Annotated in this window: 27 protein-coding genes; 10 read left to right on the forward strand and 17 right to left on the reverse strand. The window is 44.5% G+C overall.

The features are described 5' to 3' along the window. Positions 1 to 11 precede the first annotated feature (11 nt). Both PLE7327_RS01575 and PLE7327_RS01580 read right to left on the reverse strand, forming a co-directional pair. The gene (locus tag PLE7327_RS01575) at positions 12 to 1370 is read right to left on the reverse strand and encodes a cell wall metabolism sensor histidine kinase WalK (protein WP_015142105.1); all 1359 of its coding nucleotides are present in this window, start codon (positions 1368 to 1370) and stop codon (positions 12 to 14) included. Positions 1371 to 1424: 54 nt separating this feature from the next. Next, a complete protein-coding gene (locus PLE7327_RS01580) occupies positions 1425 to 2102 on the reverse strand; it encodes a response regulator transcription factor (RefSeq protein WP_015142106.1) in 678 nt (225 codons plus the stop codon). 327 nt (positions 2103 to 2429) lie between these two features. Between PLE7327_RS01580 and PLE7327_RS01585 the strand changes: the two genes are divergently transcribed. Further along, complete coding sequence (locus tag PLE7327_RS01585) at positions 2430 to 3068, forward strand: SGNH/GDSL hydrolase family protein (RefSeq protein WP_051036367.1); 639 nt, start codon at positions 2430 to 2432, stop codon at positions 3066 to 3068. A gap of 419 nt (positions 3069 to 3487) precedes the next feature. Here the strand turns inward: PLE7327_RS01585 and PLE7327_RS01590 are convergent, their stop codons facing one another. The 5 genes from PLE7327_RS01590 to PLE7327_RS01610 form a co-directional block, all read right to left on the reverse strand. Continuing rightward, entirely contained in the window at positions 3488 to 4690 is a 1203-nt protein-coding gene (locus PLE7327_RS01590; RefSeq protein ID WP_015142107.1) for an AI-2E family transporter, read from the reverse strand. 232 nt (positions 4691 to 4922) lie between these two features. Further along, on the reverse strand, positions 4923 to 5072 hold the full coding sequence (locus PLE7327_RS24660; protein ID WP_015142108.1) for a hypothetical protein: 150 nt from the start codon (positions 5070 to 5072) through the stop codon (positions 4923 to 4925). Positions 5073 to 5807: 735 nt separating this feature from the next. Beyond that, a complete protein-coding gene (locus PLE7327_RS01600) occupies positions 5808 to 6038 on the reverse strand; it encodes a hypothetical protein (protein WP_015142110.1) in 231 nt (76 codons plus the stop codon). A gap of 159 nt (positions 6039 to 6197) precedes the next feature. After that, the gene (locus tag PLE7327_RS01605; protein ID WP_015142111.1) at positions 6198 to 6572 is read right to left on the reverse strand and encodes an Hsp20/alpha crystallin family protein; all 375 of its coding nucleotides are present in this window, start codon (positions 6570 to 6572) and stop codon (positions 6198 to 6200) included. Positions 6573 to 6744: 172 nt separating this feature from the next. Next, positions 6745 to 7122: a response regulator gene (locus tag PLE7327_RS01610; RefSeq protein WP_015142112.1), complete on the reverse strand. Its 378-nt coding sequence runs from the start codon at positions 7120 to 7122 to the stop codon at positions 6745 to 6747. Positions 7123 to 7616: 494 nt separating this feature from the next. On the opposite strand from PLE7327_RS01610, the gene fdhD reads away from it, so the two are divergent. After that, positions 7617 to 8459: a formate dehydrogenase accessory sulfurtransferase FdhD gene (gene fdhD, locus PLE7327_RS01615; protein ID WP_015142113.1), complete on the forward strand. Its 843-nt coding sequence runs from the start codon at positions 7617 to 7619 to the stop codon at positions 8457 to 8459. Between the two features lie 55 nt (positions 8460 to 8514). Here the strand turns inward: fdhD and PLE7327_RS26080 are convergent, their stop codons facing one another. Together PLE7327_RS26080 and PLE7327_RS01620 are read right to left on the reverse strand one after the other, a co-directional pair. After that, entirely contained in the window at positions 8515 to 8649 is a 135-nt protein-coding gene (locus tag PLE7327_RS26080) for a hypothetical protein (RefSeq protein ID WP_015142114.1), read from the reverse strand. 543 nt (positions 8650 to 9192) lie between these two features. Beyond that, positions 9193 to 9720, reverse strand: a complete 528-nt coding sequence (locus tag PLE7327_RS01620; RefSeq protein WP_015142115.1) for a hypothetical protein — start codon at positions 9718 to 9720, stop codon at positions 9193 to 9195. A gap of 377 nt (positions 9721 to 10097) precedes the next feature. Between PLE7327_RS01620 and PLE7327_RS01625 the strand changes: the two genes are divergently transcribed. The 7 genes from PLE7327_RS01625 to PLE7327_RS01655 all read left to right on the forward strand — a co-directional run bounded on the left by PLE7327_RS01625 (position 10098) and on the right by PLE7327_RS01655 (position 14824). Continuing rightward, positions 10098 to 10535 (forward strand): hypothetical protein, encoded by a 438-nt coding sequence (locus PLE7327_RS01625; protein WP_015142116.1) that lies wholly within the window; start codon positions 10098 to 10100, stop codon positions 10533 to 10535. Positions 10536 to 10631: 96 nt separating this feature from the next. Beyond that, on the forward strand, positions 10632 to 10967 hold the full coding sequence (locus tag PLE7327_RS01630) for a hypothetical protein (RefSeq protein WP_015142117.1): 336 nt from the start codon (positions 10632 to 10634) through the stop codon (positions 10965 to 10967). Between the two features lie 485 nt (positions 10968 to 11452). Next, the gene (locus PLE7327_RS01635; protein ID WP_015142118.1) at positions 11453 to 11641 is read left to right on the forward strand and encodes a CsbD family protein; all 189 of its coding nucleotides are present in this window, start codon (positions 11453 to 11455) and stop codon (positions 11639 to 11641) included. 108 nt (positions 11642 to 11749) lie between these two features. Then, entirely contained in the window at positions 11750 to 12190 is a 441-nt protein-coding gene (locus tag PLE7327_RS01640; protein WP_015142119.1) for a hypothetical protein, read from the forward strand. A 40-nt stretch (positions 12191 to 12230) separates the two neighbouring features. Continuing rightward, positions 12231 to 12755, forward strand: coding sequence for a hypothetical protein (locus PLE7327_RS01645; protein WP_015142120.1), 525 nt, complete (start codon positions 12231 to 12233; stop codon positions 12753 to 12755). Positions 12756 to 12839: 84 nt separating this feature from the next. Continuing rightward, entirely contained in the window at positions 12840 to 13502 is a 663-nt protein-coding gene (locus PLE7327_RS01650; protein WP_015142121.1) for an HAD family hydrolase, read from the forward strand. A 116-nt stretch (positions 13503 to 13618) separates the two neighbouring features. Next, positions 13619 to 14824 (forward strand): glycosyltransferase family 4 protein, encoded by a 1206-nt coding sequence (locus tag PLE7327_RS01655; protein ID WP_015142122.1) that lies wholly within the window; start codon positions 13619 to 13621, stop codon positions 14822 to 14824. A 58-nt stretch (positions 14825 to 14882) separates the two neighbouring features. Here PLE7327_RS01655 and map read toward each other — a convergent pair whose 3' ends face one another. The 3 genes from map to PLE7327_RS01665 form a co-directional block, all read right to left on the reverse strand. Beyond that, positions 14883 to 15659, reverse strand: coding sequence for a type I methionyl aminopeptidase (gene map, locus PLE7327_RS01660; RefSeq protein WP_015142123.1), 777 nt, complete (start codon positions 15657 to 15659; stop codon positions 14883 to 14885). A gap of 117 nt (positions 15660 to 15776) precedes the next feature. Next, positions 15777 to 16037, reverse strand: coding sequence for a helix-turn-helix domain-containing protein (locus tag PLE7327_RS23060; protein WP_071880589.1), 261 nt, complete (start codon positions 16035 to 16037; stop codon positions 15777 to 15779). Positions 16038 to 16182: 145 nt separating this feature from the next. Further along, on the reverse strand, positions 16183 to 16926 hold the full coding sequence (locus tag PLE7327_RS01665) for a DUF72 domain-containing protein (protein ID WP_015142124.1): 744 nt from the start codon (positions 16924 to 16926) through the stop codon (positions 16183 to 16185). 218 nt (positions 16927 to 17144) lie between these two features. Between PLE7327_RS01665 and PLE7327_RS01670 the strand changes: the two genes are divergently transcribed. Further along, a complete protein-coding gene (locus PLE7327_RS01670; RefSeq protein WP_041392624.1) occupies positions 17145 to 18653 on the forward strand; it encodes a hypothetical protein in 1509 nt (502 codons plus the stop codon). On the opposite strand, the gene PLE7327_RS01675 is transcribed toward PLE7327_RS01670, so the two are convergent. From PLE7327_RS01675 to PLE7327_RS01695, 5 genes are all read right to left on the reverse strand, one after another. Beyond that, on the reverse strand, positions 18644 to 19333 hold the full coding sequence (locus tag PLE7327_RS01675) for a C40 family peptidase (protein WP_015142126.1): 690 nt from the start codon (positions 19331 to 19333) through the stop codon (positions 18644 to 18646). The genes PLE7327_RS01670 and PLE7327_RS01675 overlap by 10 nt on opposite strands. 50 nt (positions 19334 to 19383) lie before the next feature. After that, positions 19384 to 21063, reverse strand: coding sequence for an iron ABC transporter permease (locus PLE7327_RS01680; protein ID WP_015142127.1), 1680 nt, complete (start codon positions 21061 to 21063; stop codon positions 19384 to 19386). Positions 21064 to 21147: 84 nt separating this feature from the next. Beyond that, positions 21148 to 22242 (reverse strand): nicotinate mononucleotide-dependent phosphoribosyltransferase CobT, encoded by a 1095-nt coding sequence (gene cobT / locus PLE7327_RS01685; protein WP_015142128.1) that lies wholly within the window; start codon positions 22240 to 22242, stop codon positions 21148 to 21150. Further along, positions 22239 to 23219, reverse strand: a complete 981-nt coding sequence (locus PLE7327_RS01690) for a 2-dehydropantoate 2-reductase (protein WP_015142129.1) — start codon at positions 23217 to 23219, stop codon at positions 22239 to 22241. The genes cobT and PLE7327_RS01690 overlap by 4 nt, the downstream gene beginning before the upstream one ends. A gap of 83 nt (positions 23220 to 23302) precedes the next feature. Beyond that, a complete protein-coding gene (locus PLE7327_RS01695; RefSeq protein WP_041392626.1) occupies positions 23303 to 24841 on the reverse strand; it encodes an acyl--CoA ligase in 1539 nt (512 codons plus the stop codon). Positions 24842 to 24938: the final 97 nt, after the last annotated feature.

The raw sequence follows: 24938 nt of genomic DNA on the forward strand, positions 1-24938 counted from the left end.
TTGGTTATATTTTACTTGCTCGTTTGCATTGACTGAGCGCGAACTCCCTCAAGCGGCAATTCTCGCCGCTGTCCAGCAGGAAGGGAAGAGGTGGCGGCAGCATTCAAAGGCAAATATACGGTAAAGCAGCTCCCTACTTTCAACTGACTGTTGACCGTAATTTTTCCGCCATGACGCTGGGCGATCGCGACGGCAATAGACAGTCCTAACCCCGTACCCCCTTCGCGGCGAGAGCGAGCTTTGTCCGCTCTCCAGAAGCGATCGAACACGAACGGCAGTTCTTCGGGAGCGATCCCGATCCCGGTGTCTTTCACGTCAATGATGGCAAAGCGATTGTTTCTCGTGAGGCGAAGCATCACCCGACCGCCGGAAGGCGTGTATTGAATGCCATTGCGCAGCAGATTAGAAAATAAACGACTCAATTGAGAGCGCTCGCCGTCGATCGATACCGCAGCGAGTTCTTGATAGTCAATCTGCACCCCCTTTTCTTGGGCAAAGGGGACGAACAAATCCACTAACTCTTGCAAAATAGTATTGAGAGCGATTGGCGATCGCCCCGTCTCCAATGACGAACTCGGCGTATCGGTGCGAGCGAGAAACAGCAAATCTTCCGTCAGCTCGATCATCTGGCTGGTAGCAGAGGCGATCGCCGATAGCTTTTTGGCATCCTTGGGATGAATGCGTTCGGGATGGTTGCGCATTACGTCCACAGAGGCTTTAATCGCCGTCAGAGGACCGCGCAACTCGTGGGAAGCATCCGCCGTAAACTGTTTTAAGCGCTGAAAACTTTGCTCGACTGGCTCGATCGCTCGCTGACTCAGCCAGAAACCAGCCAAACCCACCAATCCCAAAGTCGTTACCGCCCCCATTCCCATTCCCCACAGCAGTTGGCTTTGGATCGTTTCGATTTCCTCTGTCGATTGACTGACCCGAATATAGCCTTCTAGGGAGGGAGAATTCGCCTCCGTGTCCCCTCCGGTGACGGGGATGGTGAAAGTCCGAATTTGTGACGGTCTTTGCATCCGCTCGATCGTCCAAAAACCGGGTCTTGGCGGTAGAGCTAAATTCAGCGTCCCTTTAGAGACGAGCGGCTGACCGTCTGCATCGAACCACTCTACGCTCTGTCGTTCTCGATAGAGAATCTCGCCCCAACTGACGCGATCGACATCCTTTAAATACTGCTCTTTTTTGGCTTTGACTTCGCTAAGAGACGGAACGGCAGATTCAGCTAGCGTTTGCAATTTCTTATCTAATTCGCGATAGAGGCTACGACTAAAAAAAACATAGACCCCTGCCCCAAAGAGACTCAAAATGGTAGCCATTACGGTTAGATAGGACAATAAAAGTCGCCAGCGCAAATATTGAAACATCGGTCATAAGCTATTCAAAATAAAACTGTTATAACTAAAGCGAAAGCGTTTGCATTAAGGTTTTTGCTTAAGCCGATAGCCCAGACCATATACTGTCTCGATAAAATCGGCAGGCGCTCCTGCTGCTTCTAGTTTTTGTCGCAAACTTCTGATGTGCGCTTTCACTGTCGATTCTTCGGGAATTTGATCGAACGACCAAAGTTGTTCGAGGATTTGCGCCCGACTGAATACCCGACGACCGTGACGCAGGAAAAACTCTAACAAGCGGTACTCTGTGGGGCTGAGGGTTAAGGAACGGTTTTCATAGGAAACTTCGCAGGTACTCGGATCGAGACGCAACTCTCCCCACTCCAGCACGGGTGGAAGCGGCGAACTTCCCCGGCGCATCAAGGCGCGAATTCGAGCCGATAATTCTTGTAGGTCAAAGGGCTTAACTAAGTAGTCATCGGCTCCCGCATCGAGTCCCAAAACGCGATCGCTAACTGTATCTCTGGCTGTTAGCATCAGGATTGGCGTAGTGCATCCTTGAGCGCGCAACCGTCGGCATAGATTGATTCCATCTATTTTAGGCAGCATCACGTCCAACAGGATCAGATCGTAGGTAAAGCTATCGACGAGATCCCAAGCTGCTTGTCCGTCATGGGCCACTTCTACAACATAGTGCTGGTCGGTCAGATCTTCTAGGAGTGCGTCGGTGATACGCTCGTCATCCTCTACGAGTAGAATCTTCATCTAAACTTCATAATGAATTATTTTTTCTTTACCTATAGTCATCCTATCTGAAACGCGGAAAAATCTAGATTAGGGCTTGATGAATTTAAAGTAAACGACAGTCGCTCGTACCCATCATAGGAAACGATTTGGGCGATCGCGCGCGTCTTGGTTTGCTGAAAAACTTCTCTGCAAAAGGCTCTAATCTCTCAATTGATAGAGTTTGTGTCAGTAAACCCCGTCGGAGGAAAGAGCGGGGTTGGTTATAATCTCCCAGCAAGCAGAAAAGTTCAATTAAATTTCCCTAATCTCAAAAATTTCAGAAAATTTTAACCAGTAAAAGCACTTATGAAGTTTAATTGCAATCTCAAGACCGTAGGTAGAGTCGCGATCGCTCTAACTACTTTATCTGCATTACCAGCCGGAGCGACAGTCCCCCATTACGACTCGCTCTTTATCTTCGGGGATAGTCTTTCCGACCCTGGCAATTTCTACAATCTCAGTGGCTCTGAGTTTCCACCCCAACCGTTTTATTTTCAAGGACGGGCTTCCAACGGTTCTGTTTGGGTAGAATATCTCGCTGATGATTTGGGATTCAACCCGGCACCGATTACTACGCTGCCTGCCAATAGTGGCATTCCCGCTGATGGCATTAACTTTGCCTTTATTGGTGCAACTACAGGAAGCTCTAACATCGCTCCTCCGCCTTTTCCAGGCATGGCAACGCAGGTCGATACATTCCTCAACTTGCTTAACGGACAGCTTGCCGACGAAAACGGGCTATACATCCTCTGGGGTGGCGCTAATGACTATTTAGGCGGTTTGACAACCAACCCTCAAGAACCAGTTAATAATTTATCAGCCGCGATCGCAGCTCTTGCTAATGCTGGCACTCATAACATTGTCGCGCTCAACTTGCCGAATCTGGGCAAGACTCCTTTAGGTCGCGCTCAGGGTTCCGTAGTTGCGAACAGCTCGATCTATTAACTCAAGCGCATAACGATCTCCTAGCGCAGAGCCTCGATCGATTAAGTCGCTCGTTCCCTCAGACTAACATTATCTCGGTAGCTCTTAACAGTCTATTCGCGCGGATCGCGTCCGACCCAGGTTCGGTCGGTTACAAGAAGATCGCCGATAACTGCACGGGAATAAACTTTCCGACCGTCGATTCCGATAACCTTCCAGGTTGGCTGGCCTGTAGCTCGGCTCTGGCAAATGACCCCAAAGCATTCTCATACTACGATAATCAGCACCCAACCACTGCTACTCATCGGATAATAGCAGATACGGTTCGCCAAAGAGTTACCCAAACCGTACCAGAACCTACCGCGCTCTCGGCTATAGCATTATTGGGTTGGTGCTTTCTTGGAGGAGCGATAAAAAAGTACACTTCATGGGAGATGCGATTAGCGCGACTTAACGATCTCAGTTTCTTCTGACTGTTCCTCGATGGCGGTTTCTGAATCGGGATGCGTTTGCGAAATCTCTTCTCGAGAGAGATGCGGCTGCGATCCATTTGCTGTAGAGCGTACTATTGTCAGCGCCTCTTTAATCATTACTGCCGTCGGCACGGCAACAATAACCCCCAACAATCCTCCAATTCTCGCTCCGGTTAGGAGAGCCAACAAAACCCAAAAGGGATTTAAACCCGTTACGCTGCCTAACACTCTCGGAGCGATTCCGTTTTCGACGATTTGCTGTACGACAACCGCAACGGCAAGTAATTGGAGTGCCGAGCCAATGTTTTGCAGAGCTACCAGCAGAGTGACTAAAGCAATTCCCACGGAGCCGCCAAAAGGAATTAGTGCCATCAAACCAATGGTTAAGCCAAAGAGCAGACCAAATGGTATTTTCAGAAGCAGAAAGCTAGAAACTAAACCTGAAGCCATTAAAGTTGCGCTAACGATCTGCGCCAGAAAGTAGTTTTGGAAACTCAATCGCAGGGTTTCAGTAAAAGGCTTCTGTATACTTTTGGGCAACCATTCGATTAAGCTTCGCCAGATATCCTGACTGTGCAGGAGCAAATAAAAGGTTAAGATGACGGTCAAAAGAACGTCTAACGATCGCACGACCGTAAAAACTGTCAGGCTTAAGGCTAAATTGAGAATTTTTCCAGCGAGACTTTGTAGTTCTCCTGCCAGTCGGCTGTTAATTTGAGCGATCAAGCCGTCAAAGCTAATCGGTAAGCCTAAATTCTGAACCCGCTCGTCTAGCATCATTAATTGACGTTGCCCGGAATCGAGCCATTCGGGTAAGCGAGCGACGAGTTGTTGTGCCTGCGAGAAAGCTAGTGGCAATAAGGTTAAGCCCAGTCCCAGGAAAATAAATAAAGTGAGGAGAAAAACCAGGATAGCTGCGTGTTCTCGCCTCACTCCTCTACTTTCTAAGAAATTGACAGGATAATTCAGCAGGAATGCTAGGACAGAGGCTAGCAATAAAATGACAATCAGCGATCGAAAGTAACCAAAGATGGCAGAAAATGCCCTAGCATTGAGGACGGTTAGCGGAGCTGCCAGAGCGATCGCTAGTAGGCGCGATAGGGGATTAAGAGATGCCCACCAGTTTTGTAGCCAGTTGCGTTGAGGTTTAGATAAGCCAGAATCGACCATGAAACCCTCTTAGAATAGAGCCTGTTATTAGTTATTCTGACAGGAAGCAACCCAAGTCGAGCAAGACTGTAAATTTTCCGGTCTTTACTATAGGTCTAGCATTTTTTACGGGGGCTGATAGGAGACTAAAGATAGAGGACGGAGAATCGCTTTTGAACTCCTAAAAATTAAGAGCTAATAGCGAGTAGCTATTAGCCGATGCTAGGAATTGAATTTTGACGCTTCCAAATTTCTAGAAAGATTGTTGATTTCCGTCATAGGGTTCGCCTTCAAAAGGCTGAACTCCGGTTTCTGGATAGTCGTCATCTCTAGGGCTGAAAATCCTTAAAATACTAAGCCAGATATTTTGAATGACTTGTTGCAGGTCTTTTAACAATTTCATGATTACTAACCCTCCACTTGCTAAGTCTGTTTAGATTGTCTAAAAAAATTTACTATCTTACTGTTGATTTGCTAAGTCTTATTCTTTATTTCTATTATAATAGAGTTTCTCTAGATCGTTTTATTTCTTAATTAAAATTTGCAGATCGCCGACAAAATCAATTAAAACAACCTATACGCTCTATGCGCTATTCGATTAAAAAATTTTCAATTATCGTATAGTTTTCAGAAAAATTTATTAAAAAATGATAGTCACAGATCAACCTTGACTTATAAGTCAAGTGTAAAGCGATCGATTTACCAAGCTTAACGTTGAGTTGTTTCTGGCTTAAACTCTAGATTCCAGCAATGTTCTAAAAATTGAGCGCATTCCAGATTCCAACAGCGTTCCAGCAACTGGAGCTGTAAAAAATGTTTTTTAAACTCTTGAAAATTGAAGATAAATTTATAATTCGGATCTCCAATTGGTTGACTTAAATATCTACAAATTAAATTGAGACATTCTCTAAAAGTCAACCGATTTTCATCTTTTTGATTATTAGCAGACATAGCATCAAAACCCTCTTGAAAAAAGTTAGAGGAGTAGTCAAATCAATTCACAATTTCCAGGAGCTTGATGTTGACTTCATCAAGATTAATAGTCGAGTTTAGCAATTGACTTGACGAAACGAAATATTTTCCGGTACTCCTCCATAGTTTTAATGGTTTGTGCCGAAGAGAGGTTTTCTCTTCAAAATTAGTCCTTAGAAGCTTGTATTTCAGCTTCTGCTCGGCTAAGCATGGACTCTTCTACATGTTCTTCCTGTTGGCGTTGCTGTGCCATCAGTTCTCTTGCTTGTTCCTCTATCTCAGTGGTGTTAGCAGTTTCTAGTTCCTCTTGCGAGCGATTCAACATCGTTTCATGTCGATGCTCTTCCTGCTGACGCTTTTGGGTCATTAGTTCTCTAGCTGATTCTTTTGCGTTCATGCTCACTTTTCCCTCCGGTTAATAGGTTTGCGATCGATTGCTTTAAAAACGGCTATCTGGAAGCTAGATTGACTTAGATTGACTTGGCTCTAGTTTGAGATTAGAAAAACAATTTGAGGAAATTGTGAGGATTGAGAATTGCTAACCTGCTACGAGTGACTAGGCTGGAAATAAAGCCAATATTTCTTGTATATTTTCCTGATTTTTAGGGTTGTCCCATGTTTGAGCTTTGGGCATGATAACCGTTAGAACGCCATCGACTAATTCTGCTTCGACACGATGGTTTTGAATCGGTACTGGTAACTCGATAAGACACTCAATCTGTCCGTAATGTAGTTGCGAACAAATCAGTTCTTTTTCATTGGCAAAATGTTGCTCGTGACGCTTTCCAGTAATGGAAATCAAACTTTTAGTTGTGCGAACGTCCAAGTCGCGGATCTTCACCCCTGGAATTTCTGCTCTCAAGATTAAAGCTGTATCTGTTTCTATTAGTTCAATAGGAGGATACCAGACCTGATTTTCGTTTAATAACATAAAAATTCCCTCCCACTCTCTCTATTGCTTATTGATTTTTTGAATTTTTACTCGTTCCTACTTGGAGATTTCATCATTCGAGTTGGAATCTTAACTTTAAGAATAAAGAAACAATTTGAGGAAATTGTGAGGATTTGGGATCGTTACATTTAAATTAATTTTTTTAGAAGAGTTAGTCAGTCCAGCCAAGAATTTCTGAAATTTGATTGGCTAGCTCCAGAGGATTAAACGGCTTGGGGATCGCTGTTAAAGTATTAAGGGCTACACTGGAATCACCGAAAGCTATTACTTTTGCTGTTAAGAAAATTACAGGAATTTGACGAGTAAGAGGATTTTCTTGCAATTTTTTAAAAGTTGTCAGTCCGTCCATCTCTGGCATGATCAGATCTAACAAAATGGCATCTGGTTGTTCGCTTTCTGCTTTGCTCAACCCCTCTAAACCAGAACTAGCCGTTATTACCTGCCATCCGGCTACGGTTTCCAGACAAATCTGGGTTACTTCCTGAATATACTGTTCGTTGTCAATGACTAAAATTCGCTTAGTTGTCATAGTTATTTCTTTAGAGAATTAATAATTTGGCGCGATCGCACTTGGCTTTTTGAAAATATTTTCTCTCTAAAAATATGGCAGAATAAACCGACTAAAATTGAAAGACTAGCTCGCGAACGAGAAGCTTAAATTCCAGTTGATTAGCAGAAGTAATAGAGAATTACACTTTCTAGCAAACCAATCAATCGCGAAGGGTTTACTGATGCGGTTACAGCCACTTATGCTTGTTTTGGGAAAAACTAAAGTGTTTTTTGTCGTTCTGCCTCGCTCGGCTTTTGTCGATCGAGATTTGGTTAACTTTTTTCTAAATCAAATCTTCTTTGTTTAATTTAAATGTTTTCTTTTCTAAGTTAACATATTTCAACTCTTCTTGGCAGTTTATTATTTTACTACGTTTGTTTTCAAAAACAATTCTTAAACATCCTGTAAGAGAGGTAATTAACTGAGTAAATTGGAATATAGATCCAGAAAAATTTTCTAGGTAAACTGAAGCGATGAAAGAAACTCCCGGCAGTAAAATAAAATCTCAAGTCTGGGTTGTAGAAAATAGTAAAATCCGTTCTCGTTCGGATTATCTTGCAACAGAAGAACCCCTAGAAATCCGTCTGATTGAACCCAAACAAACCGTTGCCATAACTATGCGAACGCCGGGAGCAGATTTCGATTTAGCTATTGGATTTCTTTATAGTGAGGGAATCATTCATCGACAAGAAGATGTTGAAAAGATTGCTTATTGCGTCGATCCAGGTTTAGATGGCGAACAACGCTATAACATTATTAACGTCTCTTTAAGAAAAGGATTGCAACCCAATTTAGCACCTCTGGAGCGTCATTTTTTTACAACGAGTGCCTGTGGAGTTTGTGGAAAAGCGAGTATTGATTCGATAAAAATTCGCGATTGTCCGATGATTTCCATCGGACGAAAGGTTACGCCTGAAATCATTTATAGTCTACCGGATAAATTGCGTTCTGCCCAAGGAATTTTTACGGCAACGGGGGGATTACATGCATCCGCTCTATTTGACTTTCAAGGACAACTAGTAAAATTGCGAGAAGATGTAGGAAAGCATAATGCACTCGATAAATTAATTGGTTCGGCTTTTTTAGCCGATGAATTACCTCTAAACGAACATATTGTTATGGTTAGCGGACGAGCGAGTTTTGAAATTCTGCAAAAGTGCATTGCTGCTGGCGTTTCAATCGTTTGCGCCGTTTCTGCACCGAGTAGTTTGGCTGTTGCCGTCGCTAAAGAATTTGGGATTACTTTAATCGGTTTTCTGCGCGGACAAAAATTTAATATTTATTCGGGATTTGAGAGAATTTCTCTTAAAAGTTAAACTAGATATCCTACTCAGGCATCTGTTGCTAACATTTATTAAATTGCGATCGCATTTAGTTCCGAATGCGTCCGACGACACAACTATTGTTCTGATGGACTTTAGTGTCTGAAGCAATTGCCTTCTCAGAAAAAGTTTCTTCCTCTTGAGACAGAGCAAAATTTGCCCCTGAAACGGGTGCAGTAGTCATCCTAAATCTTAAAATTTGTAAATTTATGCATAAATATCAGATTGTACTTCTAAGTTTTTGATAAAAAGTTATGAAAAGCTGTGCTAATTTAAGGTGCGATCGCACAAAGCAAAGAGAATAACTCTTGTTCGCAGACGCTTATTTGAAGCGATCGCATTAATGGCGGAGCAGGCATTGACACCGTAGATTACAGTCGTTTGGGAGTACCCATTATCCTATTTCCTAAAGGTGTAGTCGGGAATGGAGACCCGCAGACAAGCTTAATTCAGAACCTAGAAACAATTATTGGTGCCCAGGGCCAACCAAATACCTCAAATCTTACATTCTTGGCAACAACCGCCGGGGAATCAATTCCCCGGCTCATATATCAAGTCCATTAAAATGGACTGAAATATTTATCTAGTCGTCTTACGAGGATGTTTGGAAAGTCCAAGAGCGGTAGAATTTGTCATTGCGAGCGCAATGAAATGGAGCGAACAATCTCAATTTTTTGTTGAGGCGAGATGCTTCAAGGAGCGGAGTTTACCCTCGAACGAAGTGAAATTATAAATTTTTAACTGGTAAGGTGACGAACGGGAATTTTTTTTTACGCGATCGCTCGTAGAGAATCTCAATAAATTCCACCCCTTTGAGACGGGAACCTATTTCTTGAACTTTTTGTATCAAATGCAGAACTAATAAGCGATCGCCATAGCAACCAGAAATCGAATAATCTTCTTTGACTGCAAGATGAATAATCGCTAAACAATCGATGCACTCGCGAATGTAAACGACTGCACCAATTAACTCTCCATCTACGGGGCGATCGAAGCCAAAGAGAGTTTGAGCGATGGACGGCGAACCAATCTGAAGGCGCAGTATACCTTTCTCTTCAACAATTTTAGGGTTGCCGTAGCGATCGACTAACTGGCTTACTGCGTTTCTAAATTTCCCCTGTTGCGGATTAAAAAACATCAGCGCTTCTAAATCGTCGTAATAACGACGGTTTAAGACTGACGAAAAAAAGATTTGGCTAGCTTCCTCGCTTACATTAGCGATTGGCGATTTTAGTTGAGAAGGAAGAAGTACCATGACTAGCTCTAACCATAAGAATAGCAAAGACTTCTATTATCAGTTTTAGCTTGCTGTTGGATAGGAAGCCCACAAAAGCCTTTGTCTGTTAATACTTTTCTGTGTTAAAGCTTTCTAGCGATCGCTGCTAGTAATTTCCTTGTATTTTTGATAGGCAATCTTACTATTTTGTTCTCCAAACCAAAAGAAGGAGAGATAAAAAAGCTATTCTTACTCACTTTTCGAGATTTTAGACATAGTACCTAAATTAAATTTCTCTACCTATAGAGGTATTTAATTGAAATTTTTCATCATCTTATTATCCAACTGTGGATCGATTTAATTACGGATGTCTTTACGCTAAAAATAGCTTATAAGAACCAATAAGGAGTTTTTCGGTGAAAAACAATTTTATTGTTAATAATCTCTGGAAAAATGGTCGTAAATTGCTTTTAGCTTTTAGCTGTTTGCTGGCATTAGCATTTGGATGGCAAGGGAGCTTCATTTTTGCCAATAATTTTGCCAATGCAACAGCCTTAGAAAGCAATTATCGATCTCTTGCCGACTTAGGAAGTTCCGGTCTCAAAAACCAGGTTGAGGGTCGCGCCCAGCAAGAACTTGGCAAAACCCAAAGCGCGATCGACGAGGCAGGAAAAAAGGTTGAAAAAGCAGCTAAAAGAACAGCCGGACAAGCCGATGCAACTGCCAAGCAGATTAAGGGTCGCGCCCAGCAAAATATAGGCAAGACTCAAAGCGAATTACAGAAGGCAGAAAATCGGGTTGAAGACACAACAGAAAATGTAATGAATAAAGTAAAAACTTTCTTTGGACAGTAAAATTCGGAAATTTGCTGACCGATCTTTCGGTTGAGTAGCTGTTTCGCACAAACAACGAAGTTAGTCTTATTAACCATAAATGATTTCGGAGGGTATATGAATTTTGTTCTGCATACAATACGTTTTCTAGTGACAGCTTTTGCTTGCGCTTTATTGTTCTTCTCTAGTGCCTATCCTGCTGCTGCTATTGGAAGTACCAAAAGCAGTCCTTCAGAAGGCGAGGTAAATTTAAACAAAATCCAACAAAAGACAGATGAAACCATTCAAGCACCTCCGACAACACTCAGAGAAGTTCAGGAGCGATCGCAAGGAGGTTTGAATGAAGTTCAGGGAGCTGCTGACGCTAACAAAATGAAAAATCCTGAAAATTCTCAAAAAGCGACTTCTTTTATCGATGAAGTCAAGGGAACACTGAAGGATATTACTCAATAGAGTTGCTAAAAATCGAACAAAAACCGCTTTATTTTCCTAAAGATAAGCTGCACGGGCATTGACTAGGCTTAAGTTGCTCGTGTAGCTTTTATTAATCTTTTTTTAATCTGACTTAGGCGGTCTTACAGGTTGTCCCAAAAGTATAAAATGTGCAAGATACTCCGCCGTCTCACGGCGGAGCGCCTGAAAAGCACTTCGTCATATTGAGCGTAGCGATAGCGAAGCGAAACATCTGAGTATACCAACTCCAAACAGGGATTCTTCGTTACATTCTACTGCACTGAGAATGACAAAATGAAATTTTCAGATGTCCTCTTATCTAACTTATTTTTTTACTAAAATTAGAGTAAAAAATTTTCTATAAATCTAACTTCAGAAAGATAAAAAATCGATCCTATTTTTATAGAATTAAAAAAGCAGGATTAAGAATAGTTTTACCCCTGCTAAATTGAATTTATTCTGTTATCAAAAAACGGAGCAGTCAAATGAGTTTAGAAGAAAAAGCAAAAGCTACCGCCAAAAATATTGAAGGTAAAGTGCAAGATGCAGTTGGACAAACAACTGGCGATCCCAAAGACCAAGCTGAAGGAAAAGCCAAGCAAGTCGAAGCCGAAGCACGTCATGCTAAAGAAGATATCAAAGATGATGTGAAGCGCAGTGTTGATAGAAGCTAAGGCTAACTGAAGCAGATCTAGGTAGAGCCAAAACTATCTGGATCTGCTTCTTTTTTGAGAATTTCAATCAAAAAAATCGTTATTAGTTTGCAATTGAAGGAGGTCAGCGTGAATTTACTCGCACGGCTTCGCAGAAGTTTGGTTGCTGTTTGCTTAATTCTCTTTTTGGTGACAACGACTGCTTGTACGACAACCGCTCCAAGCGATCGCGCAGCTTACCGATTGGAGGGCGATCGCACTACTTACAGCCAAATCAAACGCGGTAATACCGCACAAGGTCAAGAGTTTGGCGACTGGGTAGTTCAAGCGAGCAAAGGCTTAATTAAAGATGCCTATGTACGCGGCAATGACATTTTAGGAGCGGTCATTTCGCCACAAGTTCGCCCTACGGAAGTTCGTAGTCTTGCTAAGTCTCTCATGCAAGGGTTTGAGAAAAACTTCCCCAATCGCAATTTAACGGTGTTGATGTATGCACCAGATAAGAAGCTGATTTTAACCGCTCGATACGACAAACAGACACGCCAGATTGAATACGAAGCAGCTTCTTAGTTGATGATTTTTAGTTTCTGCCAGTAATGAGGTTGCAATCATGCCTAGTAGTGAAGAATATAAACGCCAGATTATGAACGATCTGGCTCGCGGGAATGTCGAGTCTCTCGACGACGAATCAGAAGCAGATATCTCGTCAAAATACGAAAATTTCGATGATTTTGCCCAGCGTTCCTCTAGAGACGAGCGCCGTCGGTTATTCGGTCGGTCTTTCCATCCCGATCGCATTCCTGCCAACCAAATGGAACCCGAACTGCAACAGGCGATCGCTCAGATTAAACCCAACGAGCGAGATGATGTCGCGCGGGAATTCTTCAAGCATTTCAAACACAGGGGGTTGAGCGATCGCGACCTAGAAAGACAACTCGGATTATCGACTCATCATCCCAACCGCATGAGTGCCGATGATGTCAGCAAATTAGCTGCCTTTGCCTATCACAACCACCCCGACATTTTCCAAGAAGTTTTGGCAGATCGGCCAGCGATTCTCAAGTTTCTTAGCAATCCCTTAGTAGGAGCAGCTCTAGGCGCGATCGCCGCCAAATGGTTAAAAGGTCGCAAATAGTATAATAAGGCTTGATATTGCCAAGCCTTAAGAGTAAATCGAGCTGTTGCCGCTCAGCAACAAAATGATATTAGAGTATTCGGTATGCACTTTTTGGCGCTAGCCACTGACTATGACGGCACGTTAGCTGCCGATGGGCGCGTAACCGAGGCAACTGTAGCAGCATTAGAACGGCTGCGCGAGTCGGGAAGAAAACTCATACTCGTGACAGGAAGGCTACTTGACGACTTATGTCGAGTTTTTCCCAACGTCGATCTCTTTGAGAGTGTAGTAGCCGAAAATGGAGCATTGCTGTACTTTCCAGCGACAAAAGAAGAGCAATTATTAGGCGATCGCCCGCCAGAAGCCTTTATCGAAAGGTTGCGATCGCTCGATGTTCGCCCCCTCTCCGTCGGCAAAGTAATCGTTGCGACCTGGAAACCCAACGAAATGACCGTTCTTGCTGCTATTCGAGATTTAGGGTTAGAGTTGCAGATTATCTTCAACAAAGGCGCTGTTATGATTTTGCCTTCTGGCATCGATAAAGCTGCCGGACTGAACGCTGCCTTAAATCGCATGGGGTTGTCCGCGGATAACGTCATCGCCGTTGGAGATGCCGAAAACGATTTAAGCTTTCTTAAGCTTTGTGGATTTTCCGTTGCCGTTGCTAATGCGCTACCGATGGTCAAGCAAGCAGCGGATTGGGTAACGCAAGGAAGCAGAGGAGAAGGAATAATCGAATTAATCGAGCGACTGCTCGCGAGATAGCGAGCTATTTGTAGCAGGTATTTAGATGGATAAAATAGGGGTCGCCAATTGAGGTTTAGAGGCTTACACTCGATAAGTAACCTTCTTTCCTACTATCGATAGTTATTTTTTGAGTGATGAAGCTAGCGATCGCGTTTCCATCTACCATTCGAGGCGGTGCAGAAGAACATGCTTTAACCCTAGCCTCAGCCGCAGTGAAAGAAGGTTGGCAAGTCTATGCGGCTTTTCCCAATACCCAAGAGACGGCTTCTTTAATTGAAGCTTTTCAAGCAGTAGGAGTAGATTATCGCGAGCTAAATATTGCCGACACAAACGTCCGCGAATTAAAAAAAGTAGGCGACTATTTGCCTCAATTAGCTCGAACCCTTGCCTTACTCGTCAAAATCAAGCCTGACGTCGTACAACTCAATCTTCCCTATCCGGATCGCTGTTTCGGTTCCCTGCTTGCCTGCGGACTTTTAAAAATACCGACAGCAGTAGTATTTCAATTAGTTCCTCCCCAATTTTCATTGACCCCGACAATTTTAAAAGTACATGCTTGGGCTAGAAAAAGAAATCAGCAGTGGATTGCAATTTCTCAAAACAATCGCCGCTTGCTTTGTGATTATTTTCAGCTTTCCCAAGACCAATTAACGCTAATTTATAACGGCACTAAAATTGCCTCGGATGCGAACGATGATTCCCCTCAAGAAATTGTGAAATTGCGCGATCGCGTCCGGGAGGAACTCGGCTTATCTAAGACTAGCAAGCTTTTACTGACAGTGGGCCGCTTGAGCGCCCAAAAAGGTTATCACGATCTCATCCCAATCGTAGCTCCAATTGTGAGCGAGTTTCCCGAAGTCAAATTTATTTGGGTTGGCGAGGGAGAGAAAAAGGAATCCCTAGTCAAACAAGCCAAACTATGTGGCGTTGCAGAGCATATATTATTTTTAGGGTATCGTTCTGACGTTGCTAGGTTACTAAAAGCTGCCGATTTGTTCGTTTTTCCAACTTATTTTGAAGGACTTCCTTTTGCACCGATTGAAGCCTTGGCAAACGGCTTGCCGATTGTTGCCTCAAATGCAAGCAGCCTTCCAGAGATCGTTGAGGATAAGGTTAGCGGTCTTCTCTTTCCGGTGGGAGATAAAGAAAAATTACTCGAATCCATTCTTTGGGCGCTCAGAAATCCCGAAGCCATGCAAGAAATGGCTTGTAAGGCAAAATTGCGTGCTAGGAATTTCTCGCAAGAAAAGATGATAAAAGACTATATTGAGGTTTGGCAGGCGTTGAGCGGAAAATCTCTCTCTTTTCATTACCCGTCCAAGCTAAATAATGAGGGTTAAGATCGCAACGTTGGTAGGGGCAGGTTTGAAAATCTTCTCCTACAAGTTTCATGGTTATTTAATCTGGAAGCGTGAGAATCTCCGCGCCATCTTCAGTAATTGCAATGGTATGCTCGAACTGTGCCGAAAGCTTGCCATCTTTTGTTACAGCCGTCCATCCATCATCAAGAACGACTGCTTCCCAAGTCCCTTCATTAATCATCGGCTCGATGGTAAATACCATACCGGGGCGTAGGCGCTTGCCTTTTCCTCGCGTACCGTAATGAGGAATTTGCGGCGCTGTATGGAAAACGGTACTAACTCCGTGTCCGACAAAATCTCTCACCACAGAAAAGCCGTTGGCTTCGGCATATTCCTGGATAGCAGCACCGATGTCGCCAATTCTGCCATCGGGTTTGACGGCGGCAATGCCTCGCCTTAAACATTCTTCGGTCACTTCAACTAATTTCTTGGCAATTGGAGAGGGAGTTCCCACGAAAAAAGTTCTTGATGTATCGCCGTGATATCCATCTAAAATTGGAGTCACGTCAATATTGATAATGTCGCCTTCTTTGAGAATTTGTTTGGGGCTGGGAATGCCATGACAGATTACTTCATTAACGCTGGTACAAATCGACTTGGGAAAGTTAATTTTTACCCCAGGATAGCCTAGAGGAGCGCTTTTAGCTCCGTGCGCCTGCGTCCAGCGCTCTGCTTCATCGTTAAGTTCTTGCGTGCTTATACCGGGTTTGACCATTGTGGCGAGATGATCCAAAAGTTGGGCAGCCAAACGTCCAGCCCGACGCATTTTTTCTATTTCTCGTTTTGATAGCAGAGTAATCGTTTCGCTTCCCATTCGTTTTTCAGTAGCTAATTTAGAAACAGGTGAAATATTTAGCGCGATCTAATGTCAGCAGCTTTTTATCGTTGTCTTTTGAGTCGATCTTAACAAATTGCTTTTATCTATTGAAAATTAGATTAGATTGTCGTAGCGATCGCTTGCTTCTCGGACTACTGAGATATGTGTCTGTGACCATTCGGCAGGGCATCCTAGCGGCTCGCTCGAGGTTTCGCCTAAAGGCATGAGAGAATATTCTACCCTGGAAGGGAAGGCTAGATATACCTTTCTCTCTACTATTCCATGCCGTTCTAAATTTCGCAGGGCTGGTTGAGTGACAAAACTCAAATCGCCCTCACCCCAACCCCTCTCCCGCTCTGGAAGAGAGGCTTTCAACTTAAGACTTTTACCTGAAGTCTCTTCGCCCCTTGTGGGAGAAGGGATTTAGGGATGAGGGGACAAAGATTTGTCACTCAACCAGTTTGCAGGGTTTGCGTCAACATTTTTTGAGAGATTCCTTCAATTTGTATATATAACGATATTATTCGGAATTTTCTCGAATAATTGCTTGCAATTTCAGGGCATCTCGAGCAGCGTAGCCACATTCATCGTTATCAAAATAACAATAAATTTCTTTTCCCAATCTCGTCAAATTTGAGAAAATATTTGCCAACTCGATTAACTTTTGAATGCTATATTGACCTTGATAGGCACCATCAGAACCATGGAATCGCCAATAAGTAAAGTTGGCAGTAATTTCTTTAGGGGAAAGTTGCTCGGCTAATTCATAAATGCAAAAAGCTACTTTCTGAGTTGATAGCATTTCGTAAACTTGAGGATTAAACCAACTGCGATCGCGAAATTCAAAAGCATAGCGATAATCTTTAGGCAGTGCCAGAAGAAACTCGTTCAACCGCTCGCGATCGCAGTGCCAATACGGTGGTAACTGAAACAGAATGGGTCCTAATTTGTCCCCTAATATCGTTAAGCGCTCTAGCAAATTATGCAGCGTTTGTTGGGGATCTTTGAGCTTTTTTTGATGCGTAATGTAACGGCTGGCTTTAACTGAAAAAGTAAAATCGGCAGGAACCGTATCTCGCCATTTTTTCAATGTTTCTTCTGATGGTAGTTTATAGAATGAGTTGTTAATTTCTACTGTACGAAAATGTTGAGCATAATATTTGAGCCAGTCCTTCTTAACCAGTTCTTTGGGATAAAAAACATCGCGCCAGTGTTGGTAATGCCAACCAGAAGTTCCAATATGGACGAGTTTAGACACTTGCATGGCATTTCTTTTTTAGGTTTCCTTTCCTGCGGCTTGACTGTAGTCAGTAACCATTTTATTCTTAAAATCCAAATGATAATTTTTTTCAAAAAGTGATGGGTTCTTTAGCTTGAGGAGACAAAAAATTGAGGTAAGAATTGGGAAAAACGAGAAAAAATCGGTTAGTGTTGCAGCTAGCGAGTCGAGCAAGTCGCGATCGTCCTCTAAAAAAAGCTGATATGAAAACTGTTATCAAAATATCTCTAATTGCTTTGCTGTGGATAATAGCAGTCAGCCCAGGAACGATTTATGGAGATACATTAATCAGACTGGAAATGGCTCATGCTTGGTGGACGGGGAGAGAAGAAGTTACACTGACACTGAATAATAAACCCAAGTCTCGACTGGACAGCCCTGGAGTCTCAGGCGTGGGGGGCAAGCGTTATACGACCTATGATGCGGGGCAATCTTTATTAATGCTTCCTGGCGATTGGTTGGGTAGCCAACTCCATCGCCTCTTGCCTCAACAAAATGAAAACTTTTTGCGCCGCTTAGTCGTCAGTTTGGTGATTTTTATCCCGCTCAATTTGGCAGTGGTCTTGGCTTGTTTTTGGCTGCTAAGGCTGTTTAACTTTGAAGAAAGAATCGCTGGTTTGGCAAGTCTAACCTGGCTGTTGGGCACTACCGTCTTAGCCTATGCCCAAAATCCCCAGCAGAACAATCAAATCTTACTATTCGTCATCATTGGTTATGCTGCTGCTCTCGCCTGCGTTCGGCACGGCAAGCTTCATTTTGCTTTTCTGAGCGGCTTGGCTCTGGGCGCCGTCATTTTGATTCGCTCTAGCAGCGTCATTCACGTTTTGACCGTATTTCTTTTTTTAGTCGGCTGTCTCGTCTATCAAAACCGAGACAAACTCAAGAGTATGCAAGTGGCAGGGTTGTGGATAATCGGTTTGCTTCCTTTGAGTATGCTCGGACGAGTTATCGATTACCTTCGCTTTGGCAGTTTTTGGACTACGGGACAGAGCTTGTGGGCAAAGCAAGTGAAAACCGATCCAATTTTTGCGGGTTTGCCACAACTGCCTGATAATTATCCTTTTATTAATCCTCCTCAGTTCGGGATTTGGGGGGTGCTATTCTCGCCTGCCAAAAGTATTTTTATCTACGACCCCTTACTGTTACCTTGCTTGCTGCTGGGCGCGTTCTTGTGGAAAAAACTCTCGCCTTACATGCAGTGGTATTTGCTGTGCGGAATTTTCAATCTTGCCTTACATATAGCTTTGACCAGCAAACTTGATTTTTGGCATGGAGATGCTGGTTGGGGAGCAAGGTATCACGTCACCTCGGTTCATCTGCTACTGATTCCTCTAATCGCTCTGTTTGTAAAGCGTCTCTCATCGGTTAAAGGATTAAGCCGTTGGCTGATGCGAGGTCTTTTGATTCTAGCGATTATGATGCAGATGACTTCAGTTGTTCTGCGACCCGTTGCAGAGGGAAATCAGATTTATTTTGCTAACCCTCAAAGTTTTCTAGAATTTCGCTGGGGAGAGCGCATAACCAACATCGGTTGCTTAATCGATCGCTCTTTCTCCCCAGAGTGTCCTAGCAAGCTAAACTCAAATTTGAGTAATAAACTATCTCTCCTTCCTTTTAACTTTACTAGAGGTCGAAATTTTATCTTTATCGTCTGGGGATCGATCTTGATTGTGGCGATCGCGAGTACTATGCGATTCTATTTTCAAGGTTGATAGCTAGACACGACTCTGCCAAAACCCCACAATTTTTGAGAATAAGATCGACTGACTTCGTCTCCTTCTCCTGAAAGGCGATCGAGCGCAATGCCATTGCGTCCCATTTCTTTGCCCGAACTGTGAATGTAATATCCATCTCCCAGATAAAGGGCGACGTGATCGACTTTTTGGATGCCGAAGAAAATTAAATCTCCCGCAAGAAGTTCCTCTAAGGCAATTCTTTTCGTAAAGGCTTCTTGTTGGTAGGAATCTCGTGGCAACCAAATTCCCGAAGCGGCAAAAGCTGCTTGCATCAGTCCCGAACAATCATAGTTGGGCGCTAGCGTTCCTCCCCAAAGATAATAGTTAGGTACTTCCATTGCAGCTTTGGCAAAGGCGATAATCTCTGGGAGACGGGATTCAATATAAGATCGGGAACGCGCGATCGCAACATAAACTGTCTTAGCAGGTTCTATTTCAGTCAATTTATCTACAGGCAACCAAGCCATGTAGCCGTCTTCGCACAAACGGACTTCTACTGCATTATTAATAGGACGATCGCATAATAGTTTCAAATGTCTTCCCGCAGCCGCTTGAGTAGCTAAGCGATCGCAATTAGAAGAATCGTAAAGATCGAGATCGCTCCGACAGCAATATTCTCCGGTAGGCGATTGAAGTAATTGTTCGAGAGAAGTCATCTGATTTTAGATTGTCGATGCAGATTTTATTTTCTCATTGACCGAAAAAATTAGAGCGATCGCAATTTAGCAATTCTCCAACTCAAGAAAATTACGGGAATAATCCCCACTAGAACGATTGCTAACGCAGGCGCAGAAGCTTCCACCAGTCTCTCGTCGGAGGCATACTGATAAACGCGCACTGCTAGGGTATCGAAGTTAAACGGACGAATCACCAAAGTCGCGGATAATTCCTTCATCACATCCACAAATACCAAGATCGCTGCCGTTAACATTCCTCCCGACATCAAGGGAACGTGAATTTTAACGAGCGTGCTAGTGGCATCGTAACCCAAACTGCGAGCGGCATCGTCTAAAGATGGCTTAATTTTATTGAGGCTAGACTCGACTGCGCCCAGGGCAACCGCTAAAAAACGCACTAGATAAGCATATATCAGAGCAACAATGGTTCCGCTCAACAGTAAACCCGTAGAGATCCCAAACAGAGAACGCATCCAGCTATCGAGAGCATTATCAAAGTGTCCCATAGGAATGAGTACGCCAACGGCAATAACAGAACCTGGTATGGCGTATCCCATCGAGGCGATTCGGATCGCCATGCGCATTCCCAAATTGGGTTGCAAGCGCTCTCCGTAAACCATTAACAGAGAAAATACCATTCCTATAGCAGCACTGAGAATTGCCAAAATAAAACTGTGGGTAGCAAGCTCAAAAAAACTATCGTTGAGAGTTTCCTCGGCATTGCTGACAGTCATATTTAGTAAGTGGATTCCTGGAATGAGAAAGCCTAAAGCGCAGGGGAGAAAACAAGCTACCCAAGCTAAGAATCCTCGCCCTAAACCCAGTTGGTACTTGGGCAATCGATGTTGATGGCTAATAGTTTGGTAATAACGGGCTTGACGGCGCGACCATTTTTCTAGCAGAATTAACGCGAGAATAAAGAGCATCAAACAAGCCGCCAACTGAGCTGCCGCTATCCGTTCCCCCATGCCAAACCAGGTGCTGTAAATGCCCGTAGTAAAGGTATTCACGCCAAAATACTGGACGGTTCCAAAGTCGTTGAGGGTTTCCATCTCTGCCAGTGCCAGCCCTGCGACAATTGCGGGTCGAGCTAAAGGCAATGCAATAGTGAAAAAACTACTCCAGGGATTGCAACCGAGAGAGCGACTGGCTTCCAAGGTACAAATCGACTGCTCTAGAAAGGCAACCCGCGCCAGTAAATAGACGTAGGGATACAATACTAGGATTAACATGGCGATCGCGCCCCACAGGGTACGAATGCTAGGAAACCAATAATCTCCCGCGCTACTCCAACCAACAAGCATTCTCAGCCACGTTTGCACGGGACCGTAAAATTCCAGCATATCGGTATAAGTATAGGCGAGCAGATAGGCTGGAGCCGCCAGAGGTAACAGTAATACCCATTCAAACAGCCGACTTCCCCAAAAGCGGCACATGGTAACTAACCACGCCGTCCCCACGCCAATGACCACAACCCCGATGCCAACGCCAATCATCAGCCAAAGCGAGTTGAGGATGTAGTCGCCTAAAACCGTAGAGGCTAACTGCTGCCAGATTTGCCCGAAGGGATAAAAAACGCTGCCCAGCACGAAGAGAACGGGCGTGGCAATGAGAGCTGCGATCGCGATTACCAATACCGTCCAGCCATTAAAGTATAGGCGGTTGAAGAGTCGGCGGTCTTTCAATTTGGCTGAGTTAGTTTCTGTCATTTGTCTACGAGCGGGCGATGAGGAAATCTAGTACCTATTTAGTTTAGGACTTACAAACAACTCATAAAATTAGATATCTTATTTTTATTTTTTGTAATAACTTTCTATGAGAGCTTCGATCGCGCCGACTAACCGTTCGTTTATCCAATTTTGGTAAAGATAAGCCGCGATCGCGCATCCTCCCGCACCGACTCCTTCTTTAACATAGCCGCGTTCGTATGCCTGTAACTGCGGATAGGAAGAATTGGCAAAGCTCAATTGAGTCGCTAGGAGAGGAGCATTAGCGATCGCAACTGCCAAACCCACTGTATCTCCCGTCGGATCTTCTGCCACCCAGCGAGTCGTCCCGACGACGATTTGTTCGAGATTAACAGGTTTGTCTAAATGTTGGATAATTGCCTGCATTAGAGCATAAACCGCCAGCATTTGCGTTCCTCCTGCTAGCATGACTCCTACTTGACGACTAGCTGCGATCGCCATTCCTGCAACCACAATTTGCATGGGATCGCCGACAGCAGCAACTAAAGTAAAAGGATCGATCCTACTAGAGCATCCTGCTTTCTCCAATCCTTCTCGCACAACCGACCATTTTTGAGCGTGGTTGCACTGGGGGTGACTGCTATTGACTTTACCTGCTGCTTCGATTCCCAATCCCGTTAAAATCGCTAAAGCCGTTGTCGTTCCTCCTACCACGCATTCGCCGAGAATGAGATAACTGTCAAGTACCTCTGTTGCTAGTTTCTCTCCCCATTTCATCCCTTGAGCAAACAAATGTCGGACAGTTTCCAATGGTAATGCTTTGCCGGAAGTGAGGCAGTTAGCAGGAATTCCGCCTAGATCGATGAAGGGAACGGCTGGTGGATAGGGTAAACCAGCATTAAATAAATAAACGGGAATATTCAGGGTTTCTACGACAGCACGAGAAATGAAGACGGGAGACGCGCCAACCGTTAGAGGCGGTAAAGGATATTTGGGAGGAAATTGAGAACCGTTAATTAAAAATTCTGCATCTGCGATCGCGGTATGCTTGCGATCGTTTGGCGTTGCTCCTGCCGCAGAAATCCCCGATATCAGTCCCGTTGCCGTAAATCCCAACATGCAAGCAAAGACTGGACGACATTTCTGATATTTCTCTATCCATTTCTGTCCGCGTTCTATTTCTGTATAAATTTGAATCATTCAATTCTTAACGTCTTCTCCAACAATTTGACGCTAGCGTAGATAGCATCGATGTATGGGGTAGGAGTTTGGGTGAGTCGCCCCAGTTCGGCGACAGCTCCAACGATCGCGTCTGCTTCTGTGGGACGATGTGCTTCAATATCCTGCAACATCGAGGTTTTATGCGCTCCTACTCGTTCGGCTCCCGCGATGCGCTTTTCTAGAGAAATGCCGAAGTCTACGCCCAGTTTTGCCGCGATCGCTTGCGCTTCTAACATCATATTTCGTGCCAGTTCGCGAGTGAGAGGATACTGGCAAATTTGCGCCAATGTGGCGCGAGTGAGAGCGCTGATAGGATTAAACGCCAAATTTCCCCATAATTTCACCCACAGTTCGTTGCGGATTTGGTTGCGAATGCGAGATATGAGTCCGGCACTATTGAAAAGTTGCGAGAGTTTTTGAATGCGCTCGGTTTTAGCGCCATCTAGTTCGCCCAAGGAAAAGCGATCGCCCTTGATGTGACGTATGATACCGGGAGCAACGATTTCTGCCGCCGGATACACGACGCAACCGATAACGCGATCGACGGGAATATTGGCTTCCACGATGCCATCGCGATCGACGGCTTGAATGCGGTAGTCGGCGTAGGGACTGTCTAACTTGCGGAAGTACCACCAAGGAATGCCGTTTTGAGCTGTTACGACCATCGTTTCCTCTTTGTACAAAGCGGGTAGCGACGGAGCCACAGAGGGAACGCTTTGGGCTTTCAGTGCCACGATAACGACATCTTGTACGCCTGCCGCCTTCAAGTCCTGGGTGGCAACGACATCTTGCACCCAATCTTCCCTGCCGTCTGCCAACCTCAAGCACAGACCTTTTTCCTGAATTACTTGCAGATGTGCGCCTCTAGCGATTAACGTGACTTGAGCGCCTACTTGAGCTAATTTTGCTCCCATATAGCCGCCGATCGCACCCGCACCGACAATACAAACTTTCATTGGATGAAAGGATTTTAGATTTTGGATTGAAGTTTAACAGTTACCAAAAATCAACGACCAATAACTAATAACTAGCGATTTGCTTAGTCTATCAAGTTTAACAGTTTTGCCATGTTTAATCGCTGCAATTTACCCGTTGCGCCTCTGGGCAGTTCGTCTAGGATATGAAACTGACGCGGTACTTTAAATTCTGCCAATAGCGCCGAGCAATGTGCTCTTAATTCTTGCTCGCTTACGGATTTATCTTTTAGAACTAGGGCAGCATGGATATCTTCACCTAACATTTTATGGGGAACGGCAAACGCGATCGCTTCGGCAACGGCCCGATGGCGCAACAATACATCGTCCACCTCCAGCGGAGAAATCTTCTCGCCGCCTCGATTAATTAGTTCCTTCAATCGTCCCGTCAGGCGCAGGTAGCCATCTTCATCGAGCATCCCTTGGTCGCCAGTGCGGAACCAACCATTCGTAAATGCTTTTGCATTAGCTTCCGGGTTATTTTCATATCCATCGACTACGTTGGCACCTTTGACGACAACTTCGCCTAACTGTCCTTTTTCGAGCAGGTTTCCGGCTTCGTCCATAATGCCAACGTCTACGCCGAAGCCATAGCCAACCGTTCCCGGTTTCCGTACCTTGGGCGGCAGGGGATTGGTTGTCATTAAGTGAGCCGCTTCCGTCATGCTATAGGATTCCAGTACGGGAGAATTCATGGTTGCTTCCATTTGTTCGATGATGACTGGCGGCAGAGGGGCGCTACTAGAACGAATGAAGCGGAAGGAATGGGATTTAACGATTTCTTGGTTGCGGGATGCGCGAGCCAGGATTGCTTGATGCATCGTCGGTGCAGCCGAATACCAAGTCGGTTTGTAGGCGGCTACCAGCTTCCAGAATTCTAGGGCATTGAACCCGTTGGGACAAACTAGCGTTCCTCCCGATGCAAAGGTAGATAGCATCGCTCCTACCAGTCCGTGGATGTGGAACAGTGGCATCAAGCAGAGGGTGGTATCGACTGGCGACAATTGGTATGCCTCGATAATATTTCCAGCAGAAGCCGTAAGATTGCGATGGCGAATCGGCACGCGTTTGGGACGGCTAGTCGTACCGCTCGTGTGGAGAATCATGGCAATATCGTCCGTTTCTGCAAGTTCTTGAGGACGGGGAGGGCGATCTGCTCCTCCGATTTTCTCAAACGTTAGCGTCCCATTGGCATTGGAAGTTGCCCGGAGGATGGTCATATTGGGCGTTGCAGCTGCTAGGGCTGCTTCAATGCCTTCGTCTAGAACGATTAAAGCCGCTGCATTGGTGTCTTCAAAGTAGAATGAGAATTCTTCTTGCTTGTACTTGGGGTTGAGGGGAGCTGCTGTCGCACAGGTTACTATTGCGAGGTAGATAATTACCATTTCGGGGCTGTTGGGAATGGCGATGGAGACGCGATCCGCAAAGTGCTCCCGTAGGGAATCGCCCCGTCCGATCCCAAAACCGTTCAGCTTGGCAGCTAGTTCGATAACGTTCTGTCGCAGTTGCTTGTAAGTTAAGGTTGGTTTATCGGGAGCAACGAGGGCTGGACGGTTATCTTCTCCAGCTAATAAATCTAGTACTGTACCTTTGTTCTTTGTCATTTGTCCTTTGTTTTCGGAGTTCATCAACTTGGTATCACATTAAATTTTGGATAAAAAATGAGCGCTAGGATATAGCGCTCGTGAATCTTGCTTAGAA

The sequence above is a fragment of the Pleurocapsa sp. PCC 7327 genome (genome assembly GCF_000317025.1).
GTDB lineage: Bacteria > Cyanobacteriota > Cyanobacteriia > Cyanobacteriales > Microcystaceae > Hydrococcus.